This window comes from Amycolatopsis sp. NBC_01307, from assembly GCF_035975215.1.
Classification (GTDB): domain Bacteria; phylum Actinomycetota; class Actinomycetes; order Mycobacteriales; family Pseudonocardiaceae; genus Amycolatopsis.
Window position 1 is genome coordinate 10,888,010 of the sequence record NZ_CP108403.1, and the last position, 14,334, is coordinate 10,902,343.

The 14,334-nt window shown below is 71.6% G+C and carries 14 protein-coding genes; 11 read left to right on the forward strand and 3 right to left on the reverse strand.

Annotated features, from left to right (window positions below):
- Positions 1-191: 191 nt before the first annotated feature.
- From OG439_RS49240 to OG439_RS49260, 5 genes are all read left to right on the forward strand, one after another.
- Positions 192-569, forward strand: coding sequence for a YraN family protein (locus OG439_RS49240; protein WP_326947174.1), 378 nt, complete (start codon positions 192-194; stop codon positions 567-569).
- The gene (locus OG439_RS49245) at positions 569-2,080 is read left to right on the forward strand and encodes a YifB family Mg chelatase-like AAA ATPase (RefSeq protein WP_326947175.1); all 1,512 of its coding nucleotides are present in this window, start codon (positions 569-571) and stop codon (positions 2,078-2,080) included. Before OG439_RS49240 ends, OG439_RS49245 begins: the two co-directional genes overlap by 1 nt.
- Positions 2,077-3,309: a DNA-processing protein DprA gene (dprA, locus tag OG439_RS49250; protein ID WP_326947176.1), complete on the forward strand. Its 1,233-nt coding sequence runs from the start codon at positions 2,077-2,079 to the stop codon at positions 3,307-3,309. The genes OG439_RS49245 and dprA overlap by 4 nt, the downstream gene beginning before the upstream one ends.
- Before the next feature lie 103 nt (positions 3,310-3,412).
- Positions 3,413-4,387 carry a tyrosine recombinase XerC gene (locus tag OG439_RS49255; RefSeq protein WP_326947177.1) on the forward strand — a complete coding sequence of 325 codons (975 nt, stop codon included), beginning with the start codon at positions 3,413-3,415 and terminating at the stop codon, positions 4,385-4,387.
- A 109-nt stretch (positions 4,388-4,496) separates the two neighbouring features.
- Positions 4,497-5,345 carry a FliA/WhiG family RNA polymerase sigma factor gene (locus tag OG439_RS49260; RefSeq protein WP_247062382.1) on the forward strand — a complete coding sequence of 283 codons (849 nt, stop codon included), beginning with the start codon at positions 4,497-4,499 and terminating at the stop codon, positions 5,343-5,345.
- Here OG439_RS49260 and OG439_RS49265 read toward each other — a convergent pair whose 3' ends face one another.
- Entirely contained in the window at positions 5,346-5,819 is a 474-nt protein-coding gene (locus tag OG439_RS49265; RefSeq protein ID WP_442792272.1) for a M23 family metallopeptidase, read from the reverse strand. It abuts the gene before it with no gap.
- A gap of 893 nt (positions 5,820-6,712) precedes the next feature.
- On the opposite strand from OG439_RS49265, the gene rpsB reads away from it, so the two are divergent.
- From rpsB to OG439_RS49290, 5 genes are all read left to right on the forward strand, one after another.
- Positions 6,713-7,603 carry a 30S ribosomal protein S2 gene (gene rpsB / locus OG439_RS49270; RefSeq protein WP_326947179.1) on the forward strand — a complete coding sequence of 297 codons (891 nt, stop codon included), beginning with the start codon at positions 6,713-6,715 and terminating at the stop codon, positions 7,601-7,603.
- A gap of 100 nt (positions 7,604-7,703) precedes the next feature.
- Positions 7,704-8,519, forward strand: coding sequence for a translation elongation factor Ts (tsf, locus tag OG439_RS49275; RefSeq protein ID WP_326947180.1), 816 nt, complete (start codon positions 7,704-7,706; stop codon positions 8,517-8,519).
- Positions 8,520-8,637: 118 nt separating this feature from the next.
- Positions 8,638-9,381: a UMP kinase gene (gene pyrH / locus OG439_RS49280; RefSeq protein ID WP_247062389.1), complete on the forward strand. Its 744-nt coding sequence runs from the start codon at positions 8,638-8,640 to the stop codon at positions 9,379-9,381.
- Between the two features lie 50 nt (positions 9,382-9,431).
- Positions 9,432-9,989 (forward strand): ribosome recycling factor, encoded by a 558-nt coding sequence (gene frr / locus OG439_RS49285; RefSeq protein ID WP_247062391.1) that lies wholly within the window; start codon positions 9,432-9,434, stop codon positions 9,987-9,989.
- A 329-nt stretch (positions 9,990-10,318) separates the two neighbouring features.
- Entirely contained in the window at positions 10,319-11,158 is an 840-nt protein-coding gene (locus tag OG439_RS49290) for a phosphatidate cytidylyltransferase (RefSeq protein ID WP_326951817.1), read from the forward strand.
- Here the strand turns inward: OG439_RS49290 and OG439_RS49295 are convergent.
- Positions 11,108-12,073 carry a LysR family transcriptional regulator gene (locus tag OG439_RS49295; protein WP_326947181.1) on the reverse strand — a complete coding sequence of 322 codons (966 nt, stop codon included), beginning with the start codon at positions 12,071-12,073 and terminating at the stop codon, positions 11,108-11,110. The two genes, OG439_RS49290 and OG439_RS49295, sit on opposite strands and share 51 nt — an antisense overlap.
- Positions 12,074-12,167: 94 nt before the next feature.
- Here OG439_RS49295 and OG439_RS49300 point away from each other — a divergent pair, with 94 nt between their 5' ends.
- Entirely contained in the window at positions 12,168-13,493 is a 1,326-nt protein-coding gene (locus OG439_RS49300; protein WP_326947182.1) for an MFS transporter, read from the forward strand.
- Here OG439_RS49300 and OG439_RS49305 read toward each other — a convergent pair.
- Positions 13,481-14,326, reverse strand: coding sequence for a VOC family protein (locus tag OG439_RS49305; protein ID WP_326947183.1), 846 nt, complete (start codon positions 14,324-14,326; stop codon positions 13,481-13,483). The two genes, OG439_RS49300 and OG439_RS49305, sit on opposite strands and share 13 nt — an antisense overlap.
- Positions 14,327-14,334 lie beyond the last annotated feature (8 nt).

The window sequence follows — 14,334 nt, forward strand, 5'->3', positions numbered from 1 at the left end:
GCCGCACCGACATTTCCGGTCCCACGCCGGCTCCGGGCGGGGCAGTTGTCCACATCCCCCCGGTTGTCCACAACCCGGCGATCCGGGTCTGGTCTCCCCGCCACGCGCCCTGGCAACGTCGTTCACGCACGCACCGTGATCACCGGGACCGCCCCGGTGACCGCCGCGGCGCGGCGAGGGGACGAAACACGATGACGGGCACCGATCAGCTCGCGAGACACCGCCGCGACTTCGGCACCTGGGGCGAGGACGTGGCCGCGCGGCACCTGCAGGACCGCGGCCTGGTCCTGCTCGCCCGCAACTGGCGCTGCCGCGAGGGCGAGCTCGACCTCGTCCTCACCGACCGCACCCGGGTCGTCTTCTGCGAGGTCAAAACCCGGTCCGGAACCGAGTTCGGTCTGCCGTCGGAGACCGTCACCGAGGAGAAGGCCGGCCGGGTCCGCCGCGCGGCGCAACGCTGGCTGCGCGAGTTCCGCATCGGCTGGTGCCCCATCCGCTACGACGTCGTCACGATCCTCGCCGAAGCCGGCGCCCGCCCGCGGCTGCAGCACATCGAGGCGGCGTTCTGATGCCGATCGCCAAGTCCTGGTCGGTCGCCCTGCTGGGCATCGACGGCCGCGTCATCGAGATCGAAGCCGACCTCGGCGGCGGCCTGAGCCGCGTCACCCTCGTCGGGCTGCCGGACGCCGGTCTGCGTGAGGCGAAGGACCGCGTCCGCTCCGCCGTGCGCAACTCCGGGCAGCCCTGGCCCGACGGCAAGGTGACGCTCGGCCTGTCCCCGGCGAACCTGCCGAAGGTCGGCTCGGCCTACGACCTCGGCATCGCGGTGGCCGTGCTCGCGGCGACGGGCGCCGTCCCGGCGACGCGCTTGCTCGGCACGGTCCTGCTCGGCGAACTCGCCTTGGACGGCCGGGTCCGCGCGGTCCGCGGCGTCCTCCCGGGCCTGCTCGCGGCGCGCGCGGCCGGCTACGAACGAGCCGTCGTCCCGGCCGATTCCCTCGTCGAGGCGGCGCTGGTCGACGGCATCGAGGTAGCGGGCGCGACCCACCTGCGTGACCTGGTGGGCTGGCTGAAGGGCGAAGCCGGCCTGGTCGCCCCGGAACCGCCCGCCCCGGTCGTGCCACCGCAGGTCCCGGACCTCGCCGACGTCGTCGGCCAGCCGGAGGCGCGCTGGGCCCTGGAGGTGGCCGCGGCGGGTGGGCACCACCTGCTGCTCACCGGGCCGCCGGGCGTGGGCAAGACGATGCTCGCGAAGCGGCTGCCCGGCCTGCTCCCGCCGTTGTCGTCCGAGGAGTCCCTGGAGGTCACGGCGGTGCACTCGGTCGACGGTTCGCTGTCGAAGTCGTCGCCACTGGTCACGGTCCCGCCGTTCGTCGCCCCGCACCACTCGATCTCGGTGCCGGCCCTGATCGGCGGCGGCAGCGGCCTCGCGTCCCCCGGCGCGATCAGCCGCGCCCACCGCGGAGTCCTGTTCCTCGACGAGGTCTGCGAGTTCGGCAGCCAGCGCCTGGAATCCCTGCGGACGATCCTGGAGGAGGGCGAAGTCCGCATCGCCCGCGTCAAGGGCTCGATCACCTACCCGGCGCGGTTCCAGCTCGTGCTGGCGTCGAACCCGTGCGCGTGCGCCCCGCCGAAGGACGTGGACTGCGTCTGTTCCCCGATGGCCCGCCGCCGTTACCTCGGCCGCTTGTCGGGCCCGTTGCTGGATCGGGTGGACCTCCGGGTCCGCCTGCGTCCGCTGAGCGCGATCAGCGTCCACGACACGGACACGGCGGAGTCCTCGGAGACGGTCCGCGCCCGGGTGCTGGAAGCCCGCGCCCGCGCGGCCCACCGCTGGCAGGACCACGGCTGGCGCGCGAACTCGGAGGTCCCCGGCCCGGCCCTGCGGCGCGAGTTCGCCCTCCCGCCGTCGTCGACGGTCCTCCTGGACCGGGCCATGGACCGGGGAATCCTGAGCGGCCGGGGAGCGGACCGCTGCCTCCGCATCGCCTGGACCCTGGCCGATCTGGACGCCGAGCCCCGCCCCGGTCCCGAACAGGTCGGCTCGGCGCTGGCCTTCCGAGAGCGGGTCGCGGCATGAGCACTCCCGAATGTCCGCCCGCCGGATGCCTGCCCGGTGAGTCCGAGCCCGGCTCCGAACCGGCCGGCTCCGCACCCACCGTCGAGGAGCGCGCCGACGAACTGCACCGGGCCCGCGCCTACCTGCTTCGGGTCGCCGAGCCACCGGCCCCCGCACTCGTCGCCTTCGTGGCCCGGCACGGGCCCGTGGAGGCCGCCGCTCGGGTGTGGCGTGGTGACTGCCCGCCCGATGTGCTGAAGGCGACCGAGGCCCGGCGGGCGTACAACCTCGTCGGCCAGGACTTCGAACGGGCCGCGGCGGTCGGGGCCCGGCTGGTCGTGCCCGAGGACGACGAATGGCCGGCCTGGCCACTCCTCTCCCTCGACCTCGCCGCCCAGCGCGGGGTCACGGAAGCCGTGCCGCCACTGGCGCTCTGGGTCGCCGGCGACATCCCGCTCGGCACCGCGGCCGATCGCGCCGTGGCGGTGGTCGGCGCCCGGGCTTCGACCGACTACGGCAACCAGCACGCCACCGATATTGCCCACGGGCTCGCCACCCGAGGCGTGCCGGTCTTTTCCGGGGCGGCGTACGGCATCGACGGCGTGGCCCACCGCGCCGCGCTCGCCGCGGCGGGGGTCACCGTCGCGGTGCTGGGCTGCGCCATCGACGCGGGCTATCCGGCGGGGCACGTCGCGCTGCTCACTCGCATCGCCCGCAGCGGTGGCGCGGTGGTCAGCGAGTACCCGCCCGGCACCCCGCCGGCGCGGCACCGGTTCCTGGTCCGCAACCGGCTCATCGCCGCCCTCACCGAGGGCACCCTGGTGGTCGAGGCCGGGAGGCGCAGCGGCGCGCGCAACACCGCGAGCACCGCCGGCGCGCTGGGCAAGGTGGTGATGGCCGTGCCCGGGCCGATCACGTCGGCCATGTCGGTCGGCTGCCACGAGCTGATCCGGGACGCCCGGGCCACGCTGGTCTCGACGGTTGACGAGGTCCTCGAGACCGTGGGGCTCTTCGGCGTCGTGGAAGCCGGCACCGCGGCCCGGCCGAAACGGCGCACCGACCGGCTGGGCCCCGACGCGCTGCGGGCGTACGAGGCGCTGGCCGTGCGCGCGGACCGGTCCGACGCCGAGATCGCGGCCGAGTCCGGCGTTCCGCTGCGGACCGTGCGGGCCCTGCTGCCGGAGCTGGAGATCGACGGATTCGCCGTCCGCGGCGAGGCGGGCTGGCGACGGCGGAAGGAAAGCGCGTGAACACCACGGATTCCCGGCGAAATCGTCGAATATGTTCGGCCGGACCGGTGGGCCCGCGTGGCGATCCTTGACCGGCGGCGGATGTTCGCGCAGCGTGACATCCATGCCGCCGCCACCTCGATCCCGCCGGCCGGACCTGCGCGGGCTCCGGGACACCCTGCCCGAGCCGGTCCGGGCCGTGATCACCGGTTACGAGCGGCACCTCGGGCTCGAACGGGGCCTTTCCGCGCATACCGTCCGCGCGTACGTCGGTGACGCGGTGTCGCTCCTGGGCTTCGTCGCCGAGGCCGGGGGCGGGCTCGCGGACGTGGACCTCGCCCGGCTGCGGGCGTGGCTCGCGGCGCAGCAGACCGGCGGAGCCAGCCGCACGACGCTCGCCCGGCGGGCGGCCTCGGCCCGGACGTTCACCGCCTGGGCGCACCGCACCGAGGTGCTCGCCACCGACCCCGGGGGCCGGCTGGCCGCCCCGCGGGCGCACCGCACCCTGCCGGGGGTGCTGCGGGCCGCTCAGGCGGGGGAGGTCATGCGGGCCTCGGCGGCCGGCGCGGCGGAACGTGATCCGATCGCCCTGCGTGATCGCGCGATCGTCGAGCTGCTCTACGCCACGGGCATCCGGGTGTCCGAGTTGTGCGGCTTGGACCTCGGCGGCGCGGACTTCTCCCGGCGTGTCGTGACCGTGCTCGGCAAGGGCAGCAAGGAGCGGGTGGTCCCGTTCGGCGTCCCCGCGGCCGGGGCGCTGGGCGACTGGATCGAGGAGGGCCGTCCGAAGATCGTCGGCGAAAGTGCCGGTGGGAGCGTCGAGCCCGCGCTCTTCCTCGGTGTCCGGGGGAAACGCCTCGACCCGCGGGCGGTGCGCCGCGTGGTCCACGACGCCGTCACGGCGGTGCCCGGAGCACAGGACATGGGCCCGCACGGCCTGCGCCATTCGGCGGCGACACATCTGCTGGAAGGGGGCGCCGATCTCAGGAGCGTTCAGGAACTGCTTGGTCACGCTACGCTTGCCACGACGCAGCTCTACACTCATGTGACCGTCGACCGGTTGAAAGCGATCCATGACCGAGCGCATCCCAGGGCGTGAAGTGCCCCGGGGAGCCTCGCCGGGGTCGTCACCAGCGGGCCTGGCGGCGCACGCGCATCCGCACGAGCACGGAGACGACACTGAGCCGCATGCCGAGAACGACGGTGCAATGACCGCAGGACCGCACGTCACCGACGCCACCGGAGTGAACACTCGCGGTGCCGCCGCCGTGCCCGCGGAATCTCGGGCCGCCTACGACGTCGACGCCGGTATCGCGGCGCTGTGGCAGCAGTTCGCCGACAGCCCGGACCAGGCGTCGCGCGATCGGCTCGTGCTGCACTACGCCCCGCTGGTCAAGTACGTCGCCGGCCGGGTCGGCACCGGTTTGCCCACCCACGTCGACGTCGGTGACCTCGTGCAGTCCGGCATCTTCGGGCTCGTCGACGCGATCGAGAAGTTCGACCCCGAACGTGGCCTGCGCTTCGAGACGTACGCGATGCAGCGCATCCGCGGCGCGATCCTCGACGACCTCCGCTCGCAGGACTGGGTCCCGCGCGCGGTCCGGAGCAAGGCGAAGGAAGCCGAGCGCGCGATGGAGCGCCTGGGCGCCCGCCTGCACCGCACCCCGACCGACGCGGAGCTGGCCGTCGAGCTCGGCATCGGCCTCGACGACCTGCGCGACTTCTACGGCCAGCTGCAGCTCACCAGCGTCGTCGCGCTGGAGGACCTGGTGGCCGCGGGCAAGGACAGCGGCTCCCTGGTCGACACGATCCCCGACGACGACGCGGTGGACCCGGTCGCGGTCCTGGTCGACCAGGACAACCGCCGCCAGCTCGCGCAGGCGATCGGGCAGCTGTCCGAGCGCGACAAGATCGTGGTCAGCCTCTACTACTTCGAGAGCCTGACCCTCGCCGAGATCGGCAAGGTCCTCGGCGTCACCGAGTCGCGGGTCAGCCAGCTGCACACCCGCGCCGTCATGCGGCTGCGCGCCAAGCTGGTCGAGCAGACCGGCAGCTGATCACGGACCACCGCCCCACGGCTTGAGCCGGTACGCGCCGACCTCACCGGTCAGGGACAGCGGATCGACGTACTCCTCACCCCGGCGTACACCCCAGTGCAGACAAGCGGCGACCGCGCAGCGGGGGTGCCCGGCGAGGACGGTGCCGAGCACCTGACCGCGAAACACCTGCTCACCGGCAGCCACCTTCGGCGCGACGGGCTCATAGGTGGTGCGCAGCCCGCCATCGTGGTCCACGGAGATCACCGGCCGCCCGGCCACAAGCCCGGCGAAAACAACCACGCCCGCATCGGCCGCCAGAACGTCCTGCCCGGGCACGGCGGCCAGATCGACCCCACGGTGCCCGGGCCCGTAGGGCGTTTCCGGCGCATCGAAGTACTTGGCAACCACCGGATCGGGTGAGAGAGGCCAGGAAAGCCGCGGCTGAGGCACAGCCCACGGATCGGCTGCCGCGGGAAGAGCCGGGCCGGACATGGGCCACGGCGAGTTGACCGGGTCGGGTGATTCCCACTCTGCTGTCCAAGGTTCGGTCGCAGGCGGGCTGATCGTTCTCGGCGGGGTTGCCACAGCGACCGGGAGGCTGGGGCTCGGCGCGCCCACCGCGAGCACTACTGCATTCGCGAGGGCTGAGTAAGTCGTTTTCGGTGCGTTGGCTGCAGCATCCGCGAGGTCCAGGCTGGTCGACCTCTGCGCCGTTGTCGCAGAGTCTGTGAGATCGGGTCTGGCCGCCTCCGCAAGTTCCCCTGCGTCGGCTGAGCCAGGGCCGGTCAGCTCCGCAAGCTCTGCAACGTTCGCTGAGCTGGCGCTGGTCACCCTGGTGAACTCCGCGGCGTTTGCCGAAGGTGCCCTGGCCGCCACTGGCCCGGCGAGCGGCGGGCCCGACGCCCAAGCCGCCAGCACCGCAGCGCCCACGAAAGCGGCCGTGACCAGGGCAATCAGCCCCGTGCCACGACCCGGTACCCCACCTCTGAACCCCTTGATCGACTCCACCCGTCCAGCCTGCGGCACCTTCGAACCACTTGGGGTCCGATGCCCGGATCTGTGGACAACTCACCCCGTTGTGGACAACCCGGCCCGGCGGTGGCCGCCGGTGGGGGAGGGGCTGGTGGCAGGGGGTAGAATCTTTTCCGCGGTCCGTGTGAGCGGACTGACTTCGCGTGCACGTGCGCGTTCCCCCGGCATTGGATCACCTGCCGGGGCGAGTCGCACGGTGTTCGGCGGTCCCTGTGGTCCTTCGCCTCAGGGTCCGGACACCGGCACGGGCACCAGGGCGAGCGGCCTCCCGGCCGCGAGCGACAAAACCGAGTAGCGCGGCAGGGTCCTCAAGGGCTCCGGCGCGCACGACACAGAAGAGGTCGATTCCGGCAATGGCCGTCGTCACCATGAAGCAGCTGCTCGACAGCGGCGTCCACTTCGGGCACCAGACCCGTCGGTGGAACCCGAAGATGAAGCGCTACATCTTCACCGAGCGCAACGGCATCTACATCATCGACCTGCAGCAGACGCTGACCTACATCGACCGTGCGTACGAGTTCATCAAGGAAACCGTCGCGCACGGCGGCACGATCATGTTCGTCGGCACGAAGAAGCAGGCTCAGGAAGCCATCGCGGCCGAAGCCTCGCGCGTGGGCATGCCCTACGTGAACCAGCGCTGGCTCGGCGGCATGCTGACCAACTTCCAGACCGTGCACAAGCGTCTCCTCCGCCTGAAGGAGCTCGAGTCGCGGGAGCAGACCGGCGGCTTCGAGGGTCTCACCAAGCGCGAGATCCTGACGCTGACCCGCGAGAAGGACAAGCTCGAGAAGACCCTCGGCGGTATCCGCGACATGGCCAAGGTGCCGAGCATCGTGTGGATCGTCGACACCAAGAAGGAGCACATCGCCGTCGGCGAGGCTCGCAAGCTGAACATCCCGGTCGTCGCGATCCTGGACACCAACTGCGACCCGGACGAGGTCGACTACCCGATCCCGGGCAACGACGACGCCATCCGGTCGGCCGCGCTGCTGACCAAGGTCGTCGCCGAGGCCGCGGCCGCCGGTCTCATGCAGCGCTCCAGCCGCAACGGTGCCTCGGCCGACTCCAAGCCGGAGCCGGGTGTCGCCACCGACGAGCCGCTGGCCGAGTGGGAGAAGGAGCTGCTCGCCGGCTCCGAGACCGCCGCCGCCGACGCGACCGAGGCGGCCGCGGCCGTCGACGCTCCGGTCGAGACGCCGGCCGAGGCCCCCGCCGAGGCCGAGCAGGCGACCGCCTCCTCCTGATCCACCGCTGTCCGTGCGGCCGGGCCGGATCCCGGCCCGGCCGCACGGATGTCGCTCCCCCCAAGGATTTCACGTACCTGAAAAGGACGGATTTAGCAGAATGGCGAACTACACCGCCGCTGACGTGAAGCGCCTGCGCGAGATGACCGGCGCCGGCTTCATGGACTGCAAGAAGGCGATGGAGGAGAACGACGGCGACTTCGACAAGGCCGTCGAGTTCCTCCGCATCAAGGGCGCCAAGGACGTCGGCAAGCGCGCCGAGCGCGCCACCGCCGAAGGCCTCGTCGCCGGTGCCGGCGGCGTCCTGATCGAGCTCGACTCCGAGACCGACTTCGTCGCGAAGAACGCCGAGTTCCAGGCGCTCGCCGCGAAGATCGTCGAGGTCGCGAAGACCGTCAAGACCAGCGACGTGGACGCCCTCAAGGGCGCCGAGCTGGACGGCAAGACGGTCAACGAGGTCGTGCAGGAGCTGTCCGCCCGCATCGGCGAGAAGCTCGAGCTGCGCCGCGTCGTGTCCTTCGAGGGCCAGACCACGAGCTACCTGCACCGCCGCGGCTCGGACCTGCCGCCGGCCGTCGGCGTGCTCGTCGAGTTCACCGGTGACGACACCGAGGCCGCCCGCGCCGCCGCCATGCAGGTCGCCGCGCTGCGCGCGAAGTACCTGACCCGCGACGAGGTGCCCGCCGAGATCGTCGAGAACGAGCGCTCCATCGCGGAGAAGACCGCCCGTGAAGAGGGCAAGCCGGAGCAGGCGATGACGAAGATCGTCGAAGGCAAGGTCAACGCGTACTACAAGGACAACGTGCTGCTCGAGCAGCCGTCGGTCAAGGACAACAAGAAGACCGTCAAGGCCCTGCTCGACGCGGCGGGCGTGACGATCACGAAGTTCGCCCGTTTCGAGGTCGGCCAGGCCTGAGGCCAGGTCCGGGCGTAGGTTTCACCCCCAGTGCCCCGTCTCCGTCCATCGGGGACGGGGCACTGCCGGGTCCAGAAGAAGATTTTTCGAGGGTCGAAGCGCCTAGGAGGCGACATAGATGGGTGACCGGGTCGAGGGTGGCTACCGGCGGGTGCTGCTGAAACTGGGCGGCGAGATGTTCGGCGGTGGTTCGATCGGCGTCGATCCGGATGTCGTCCACTCGGTCGCGCAGCAGATCGCCGACGTCGCCCGCACCGGCGTCCAGGTCGCCGTCGTGATCGGCGGTGGCAACTACTTCCGCGGCGCCGAGCTGTCGCAGCGTGGCATGGACCGCGACCGCGCCGACTACATGGCGATGCTGGGCACCGTGATGAACTGCCTGGCGCTGCAGGACTTCCTGGAGAAGGAGGGCCTGCCCACGCGGGTGCAGACCGCGATCACGATGGGTCAGGTCGCCGAGCCGTACATCCCGCGTCGCGCCGAGCGGCACCTGGAGAAGGGCCGCGTCGTGATCTTCGGCGCCGGGGTCGGCATGCCGTACTTCTCCACGGACACCGCGGCCGCGCAGCGGGCGCTCGAGCTGGGCTGCGAGGCCGTGCTGATGGCGAAGGCCGTCGACGGCGTCTACACCGCGGACCCGAAGAGCGACCCGACCGCCGAGATGTTCCGCGAGATCACCCACCGTGAGGTGCTGGAGCGGGACCTCAAGGTCGCCGACGCGACGGCGTTCAGCCTCTGCATGGACAACAACATGCCGATCATCGTGTTCAACCTGCTCACCGAGGGGAACATCGCCCGCGCGGTGAGTGGTGAAAGAATCGGGACCCTGGTCTGTACCCCCGCCGACGGGGTACCTGCCTAGACCTGCTGGGATCAGCCAGGCGCCACACCATCACAACAACGGGAGTAGCCGTGATCGACGAGACCCTCCTCGATGCCGAGGAGAAGATGGAAAAAGCGGTGTCCGTCGCGAAGGACGACCTGACGTCGGTGCGCACCGGCCGGGCCACCTCGTCGATGTTCTCGCGCATCGTGGTCGAGTACTACGGTGCGCCGACCCCGCTGAACCAGCTGGCCAGCGTGAACGTGCCGGAAGCCCGGATGGCGCTGATCAAGCCCTACGACCAGACCCAGCTCAACGCCATCGAGAAGGCCATCCGCGAGTCCGACCTCGGGGTCAACCCGAGCAACGACGGCCAGGTCATCCGCATCGTCATCCCGCAGCTCACCGAAGAGCGGCGCAAGGAGATGGTGAAGGTCGCCAAGGGCAAGGGCGAGGACGCGCGGGTGACCATCCGCAGCATCCGCCGCAAGGCCAAAGAAGAGCTCGACCGCATCGGCAAGGACGGCGAAGCGGGCGAAGACGAGGTCGTGCGCGCGGAGAAGGAACTGCAGAACCTCACCGACACGTACTCGCACAAGGTCGACGAGCTGGTCAAGCACAAGGAAGCCGAGCTGCTCGAGGTCTGATGGCACAGGTGAGCGAGGAACGCGAAGACCGGGTGGACGCCACCGGTGAAGAACCGGCGGCCGGTCCCGGGACACCGGAACCGGCCACATCCGGCGAGCCGGCCTCGGCCCGGCCGAACGGCGCTGCTGGGGAGGCTTCGGCTCAGCCGACAGAGGCCGGCGCGCCGGGTTCCGCTCGGACGAACGGCGCTGCTGCGCCGGCTTCGACGCAGCCGGGCGGCGCTGCCGAGGTTGGCGCTGTCGAGACCGCCGCATCGGCTGAAGCGACTGCGTCGACAGTGGCGCAGCCGGGCGGTGCTGCCGAGGCTGGGGCAGCCGAGACTCCGCCGGTGGTGGCGCCTGAAGCCAAGAAGGGCTCCAAGGCCGGGCGTAACCTGCCCGCGGCCATTGGCGTCGGGTTGCTGCTCGGGGCCGCGATCATCGTTTCCCTGCTCACCGTGCGCTTCATCTTCATCGGGATCATCGCGGTCGCCATCGCGGTCGGCACCTTCGAGTTCGCCGGCGTGCTGCGCCGCGTGGCCGACACCCGGATCGCCGTTATTCCGGTGCTGGTCGGCGGGCAGGCGATGATCTGGCTGGCCTGGCCGCTCGGCCGGGAAGGCGCGCTGACGGCGTTCGTCCTCACCGTGCTCGCCTGCCTGCTCTGGCGGCTGCCCGGCGGCGCGAAGGGCTACCTGCGCGACATCAGCGCGTCGGCGTTCGCCGCGGCCTACCTGCCGTTGTTCGGCGCGTTCGCGGCGATGCTCGTGCCACCTTCGGACGGCGTCGGGCGCGTTCTCACCTTCCTGATCGGCGTTGTCGCCTCGGACACCGGTGGGTACATCGCCGGCGTTCTCGGCGGGAAGCACCCGATGGCGCCCAGCATCAGCCCGAAGAAGACCTGGGAAGGCTTCGCGGGTTCGGTGGTCGGTGGCGTCGTGGCCGGAGCGCTGACGCTCAGCCTGCTGCTCGACGGCCACGTCTGGCAGGGCGTGATCTTCGGCGTCGCGATCGTGCTCACCGCTACCCTCGGCGACCTCGTCGAGTCGCTGATCAAGCGCGACCTGGGCGTCAAGGACATGGGCACGCTGCTGCCCGGGCACGGCGGGATCATGGACCGCCTCGACTCGCTGCTGCCCTCAGCCGTGGTGTCCTGGCTGCTGCTCTCGGCGTTCGTGCCGCTGGGCTGACGCGCGGTGCGGGTCGGTCGCCGGTAACCAGGCGCCCGGCTCGTCCCAGCGCATCGTCGCCCGCAGACCCAGTACCCGCTCGACGACCTGCGCGACTTCCGGCCGGTCGTCGTCTTGCCGGTGCACCAATGACCACGTCCAGCCCGGGCCCGGAGCGCCTATCGGGCGCCGCACCAGGCTCGGCGGGAACGGCGCCGTGTGCCGCTTCGGTGACTGCAGCACCGGTACCCGCAGCCGCGTCACGTGGTCGAAGAACGCCTGCCCGGTGACGCCGCCGTCGTCGATGTGGACGACCCGGGCGCCGCTCGCCGCCGCGTAGTCCAGCGCGAACTCGTTCCACGCCGGCCACGACGACTGGTCCGAGTCGACCAGCACCGACACCGACGGCGCGGGCACCGTGGCCAACCGGGCCGCAGGCTGATCACCGGGCACGATCGCCGGCAGCGTCTCGATCCGCACCAGGTGCGCCACGAGGCCGAGGGAAGAAAGACGCCCGGTGTCCACCCAGGCCAGCGCGAGATCCAAGGTGCCTTCGGCGACCCGGACGACCTGGGTGTGCGACGGCAGCACCCACTCGTCGAGCCGGACGACGTCGCCGAGCAGCCGCGTCAGCTCGGCCGGCAGCCAGCTCACGTGCCCGAGGCGCAGCTTCGTCCGCGCGGTGCCGCGGACCCGGCGCGCGGCCGCGTCGGCCAGCTCCAGGATCTGCCGCGCGTCGCCGACCAGCGCGGCCCCGGCCCGGGTCAGCTCGACGTGCCGCCGGTCGCGGACGAACAGCGCCGCGCCCAGGTCCCGTTCGAGCTTCTTGATCTGCTGTGACAGCGACGGGCTCGCGATGTGCAGCCGCTCGGCCGCCCGTCCGAAGTGCAGTTCTTCCGCGACCGCCAGGAAGTACCGGAGCTGCCGTAGTTCCATGACGGCACGGTAGACCTGCGGTGGGAGGTTCCGCCTACCAGACGTAGGCGATGGTTCGTGGACCACCGAAGCGTCCAGGGGTTTGACTCGGGGCATGCCCGCCGAAACCCGCGCCCCGGCCAAGCTCGCGCTCACCGCCGTCTGCCTGGGCTTCCTGATGATCACCCTCGACGCGACCATCGTGAACCTCGCGCTCCCGGCGATCGGCGCCGACTTCGGCGAGCCGTCGACCGCTGCGCTGCAGTGGGTGGTCGACGCCTACACCGTCACGCTCGCCGCGTTCCTGCTCACCTGGGGCGCCGCCGGTGACCGGTGGGGTTCGCGACGCGTCTTCGAGGTCGGCGTCGCGGTGTTCGTGCTCGCGAGCATCGCCTGCGCGCTCGCGGGCTCGGCCGCCTGGCTCATCGCCGCGCGGGCGGTGCAGGGCGCGGGCGCCGCCGCGCTGCTGCCGTCGTCGCTGGCGCTGATCGTGCACCAGTTCCCGGACCCGCGGGAGCGGGCCCGCGCGCTCGGCGTGTGGGGCGGGATGAGCGGGGCCGGCCTCGCCGCCGGGCCGGTGCTCGGCGGGCTGGCCGTGGGCCTGGCCGACTGGCGGCTGGTGTTCGCGGTGAACGTGCCGGTCGGGATCGTCGCGATCGTCCTGACGCGCCGCGCGGTCGCCGAACCGCCGCGGCACGCGTCGACGCGCCTGGACCTGGCCGGGCAGCTGACCGGCACGGCGTCACTCGCCTGCCTCGTCGCGGGCTTCATCGAGTCGGGTCACGCGGGCTGGCTCGCGCCGCTGACGCTCACGTTGCTGGCCGGGGGCGTGGTGGCCGGTGTGGTGTTCGTGACCGTCGAACGGCGGGTGCCGGATCCCGTGCTGCCGCTGGGTGTCCTGCGGATCCGGAACTTCGCGGTGGCGACCGGCATCGGCGGGCTGTTCAACTTCTGCCTCTACGGCACCCTGTTCTCGCTCGCGCTGTACCTGCAACGCGCCTGGTCACTGGGTGCGCTCGCCGCCGGTCTCGCACTGGTGCCGCTGACGATGGCGGTGGGACTCAACGCGTTCTTCAGCGGCCGCCTCACCGGACGCTTCGGCGCGCGCGTCCCGATGATCGCGGGCGCGGTGGCCGGGTTCGCCGGTTCGGCCGGCTTCGCGCTGCTGCCCGCGGACCGGTCGCTCGTGGCGTTCGTGCTGATCTCGGTGGTCTTCGGCTGCTGCTCGCTGGCGATGCCCGCGATGACGTCGCTGGCGATGAACTCCTTGCCGGACAAGGCCGGGCTGGCCGCCGGGGTGCTCAACGCGTCCCGTCAGACCGGGGGCGCGATCGGGGTCGCGCTCGTCGGCGCGTTGCTGCCCGCCACCGGGATGTGGCTGGTGGCGGGCGGCTACGCGCTGGTGGTGGTGCTGGCGCTGCTCGGGCGTCAGTCGTCGTAGGGGTCGTCGACCTCGGCGCGGCCCCAGCCTTCGGCGATGCGCGAGTGGTCGATCACGGCGAACACCGCGCCCTCCGGGTCGGCGAGGATCGCCATCCGGCCGAACGGGGTGTCGTACGGCTGGATCACGACGGTGCCGCCGTGCATGAGCGACTCGCCCGCGACGGCGTCCACGCCGCGCGCCGGGTCGATGTCGAAGTACACGAGCCAGTGCGGCGGGGTGTCGAGGCTGTACTCCGAGCCCATCACGTAGCGGTACAGCACCGGCTGGTGCTCGATGAGCCATTCGGCGTAGTCGAGCGATTCGCCGTCGCCGATCTGGTGGCTCGAGTAGTTGAACAGCTTGGTGTAGAAGTGATCCGCCGCGACGCCGTCGTGGGTGTTGAGGTCGGCGCCGCTGAAGGTGTTGGGGATCCCGGTGACGAACTCCCAGTCCGGCGGGACCTCCCAGAACACCACCGGCGCGCCACAAGCGTCGTAGGCGTGCAGGATCGTTCCCCGCTGCGGGATCGGCATCGGGCCGAGCGTCAGCCGCCCGCCGAGGTGCTCCACCCATTCGGCCGCACTCGCCGTGTGCGGCACGGAGATGTGCGGCATCCAGCCCAGCGGCGCGCCCTGGGCGGCGCGGTAGAGCCCGCCGACCGGGAGCTCGTTCAGCGTCGCGATCGCATAACGTCCGTCGGACGTCGCGGGATCGCGTTGAGTGGCGTACATCCAGCCGAAGAGGTCGCCGTAGAATCTCTCCACGACGGCCTGCTCCCGGCAGGCGAGCTCGATCCAGCACGGAATTCCGGCCGGAACCGGGGACGGGGTACTGGGCGGGCCGATCGTCATGAGTGCTC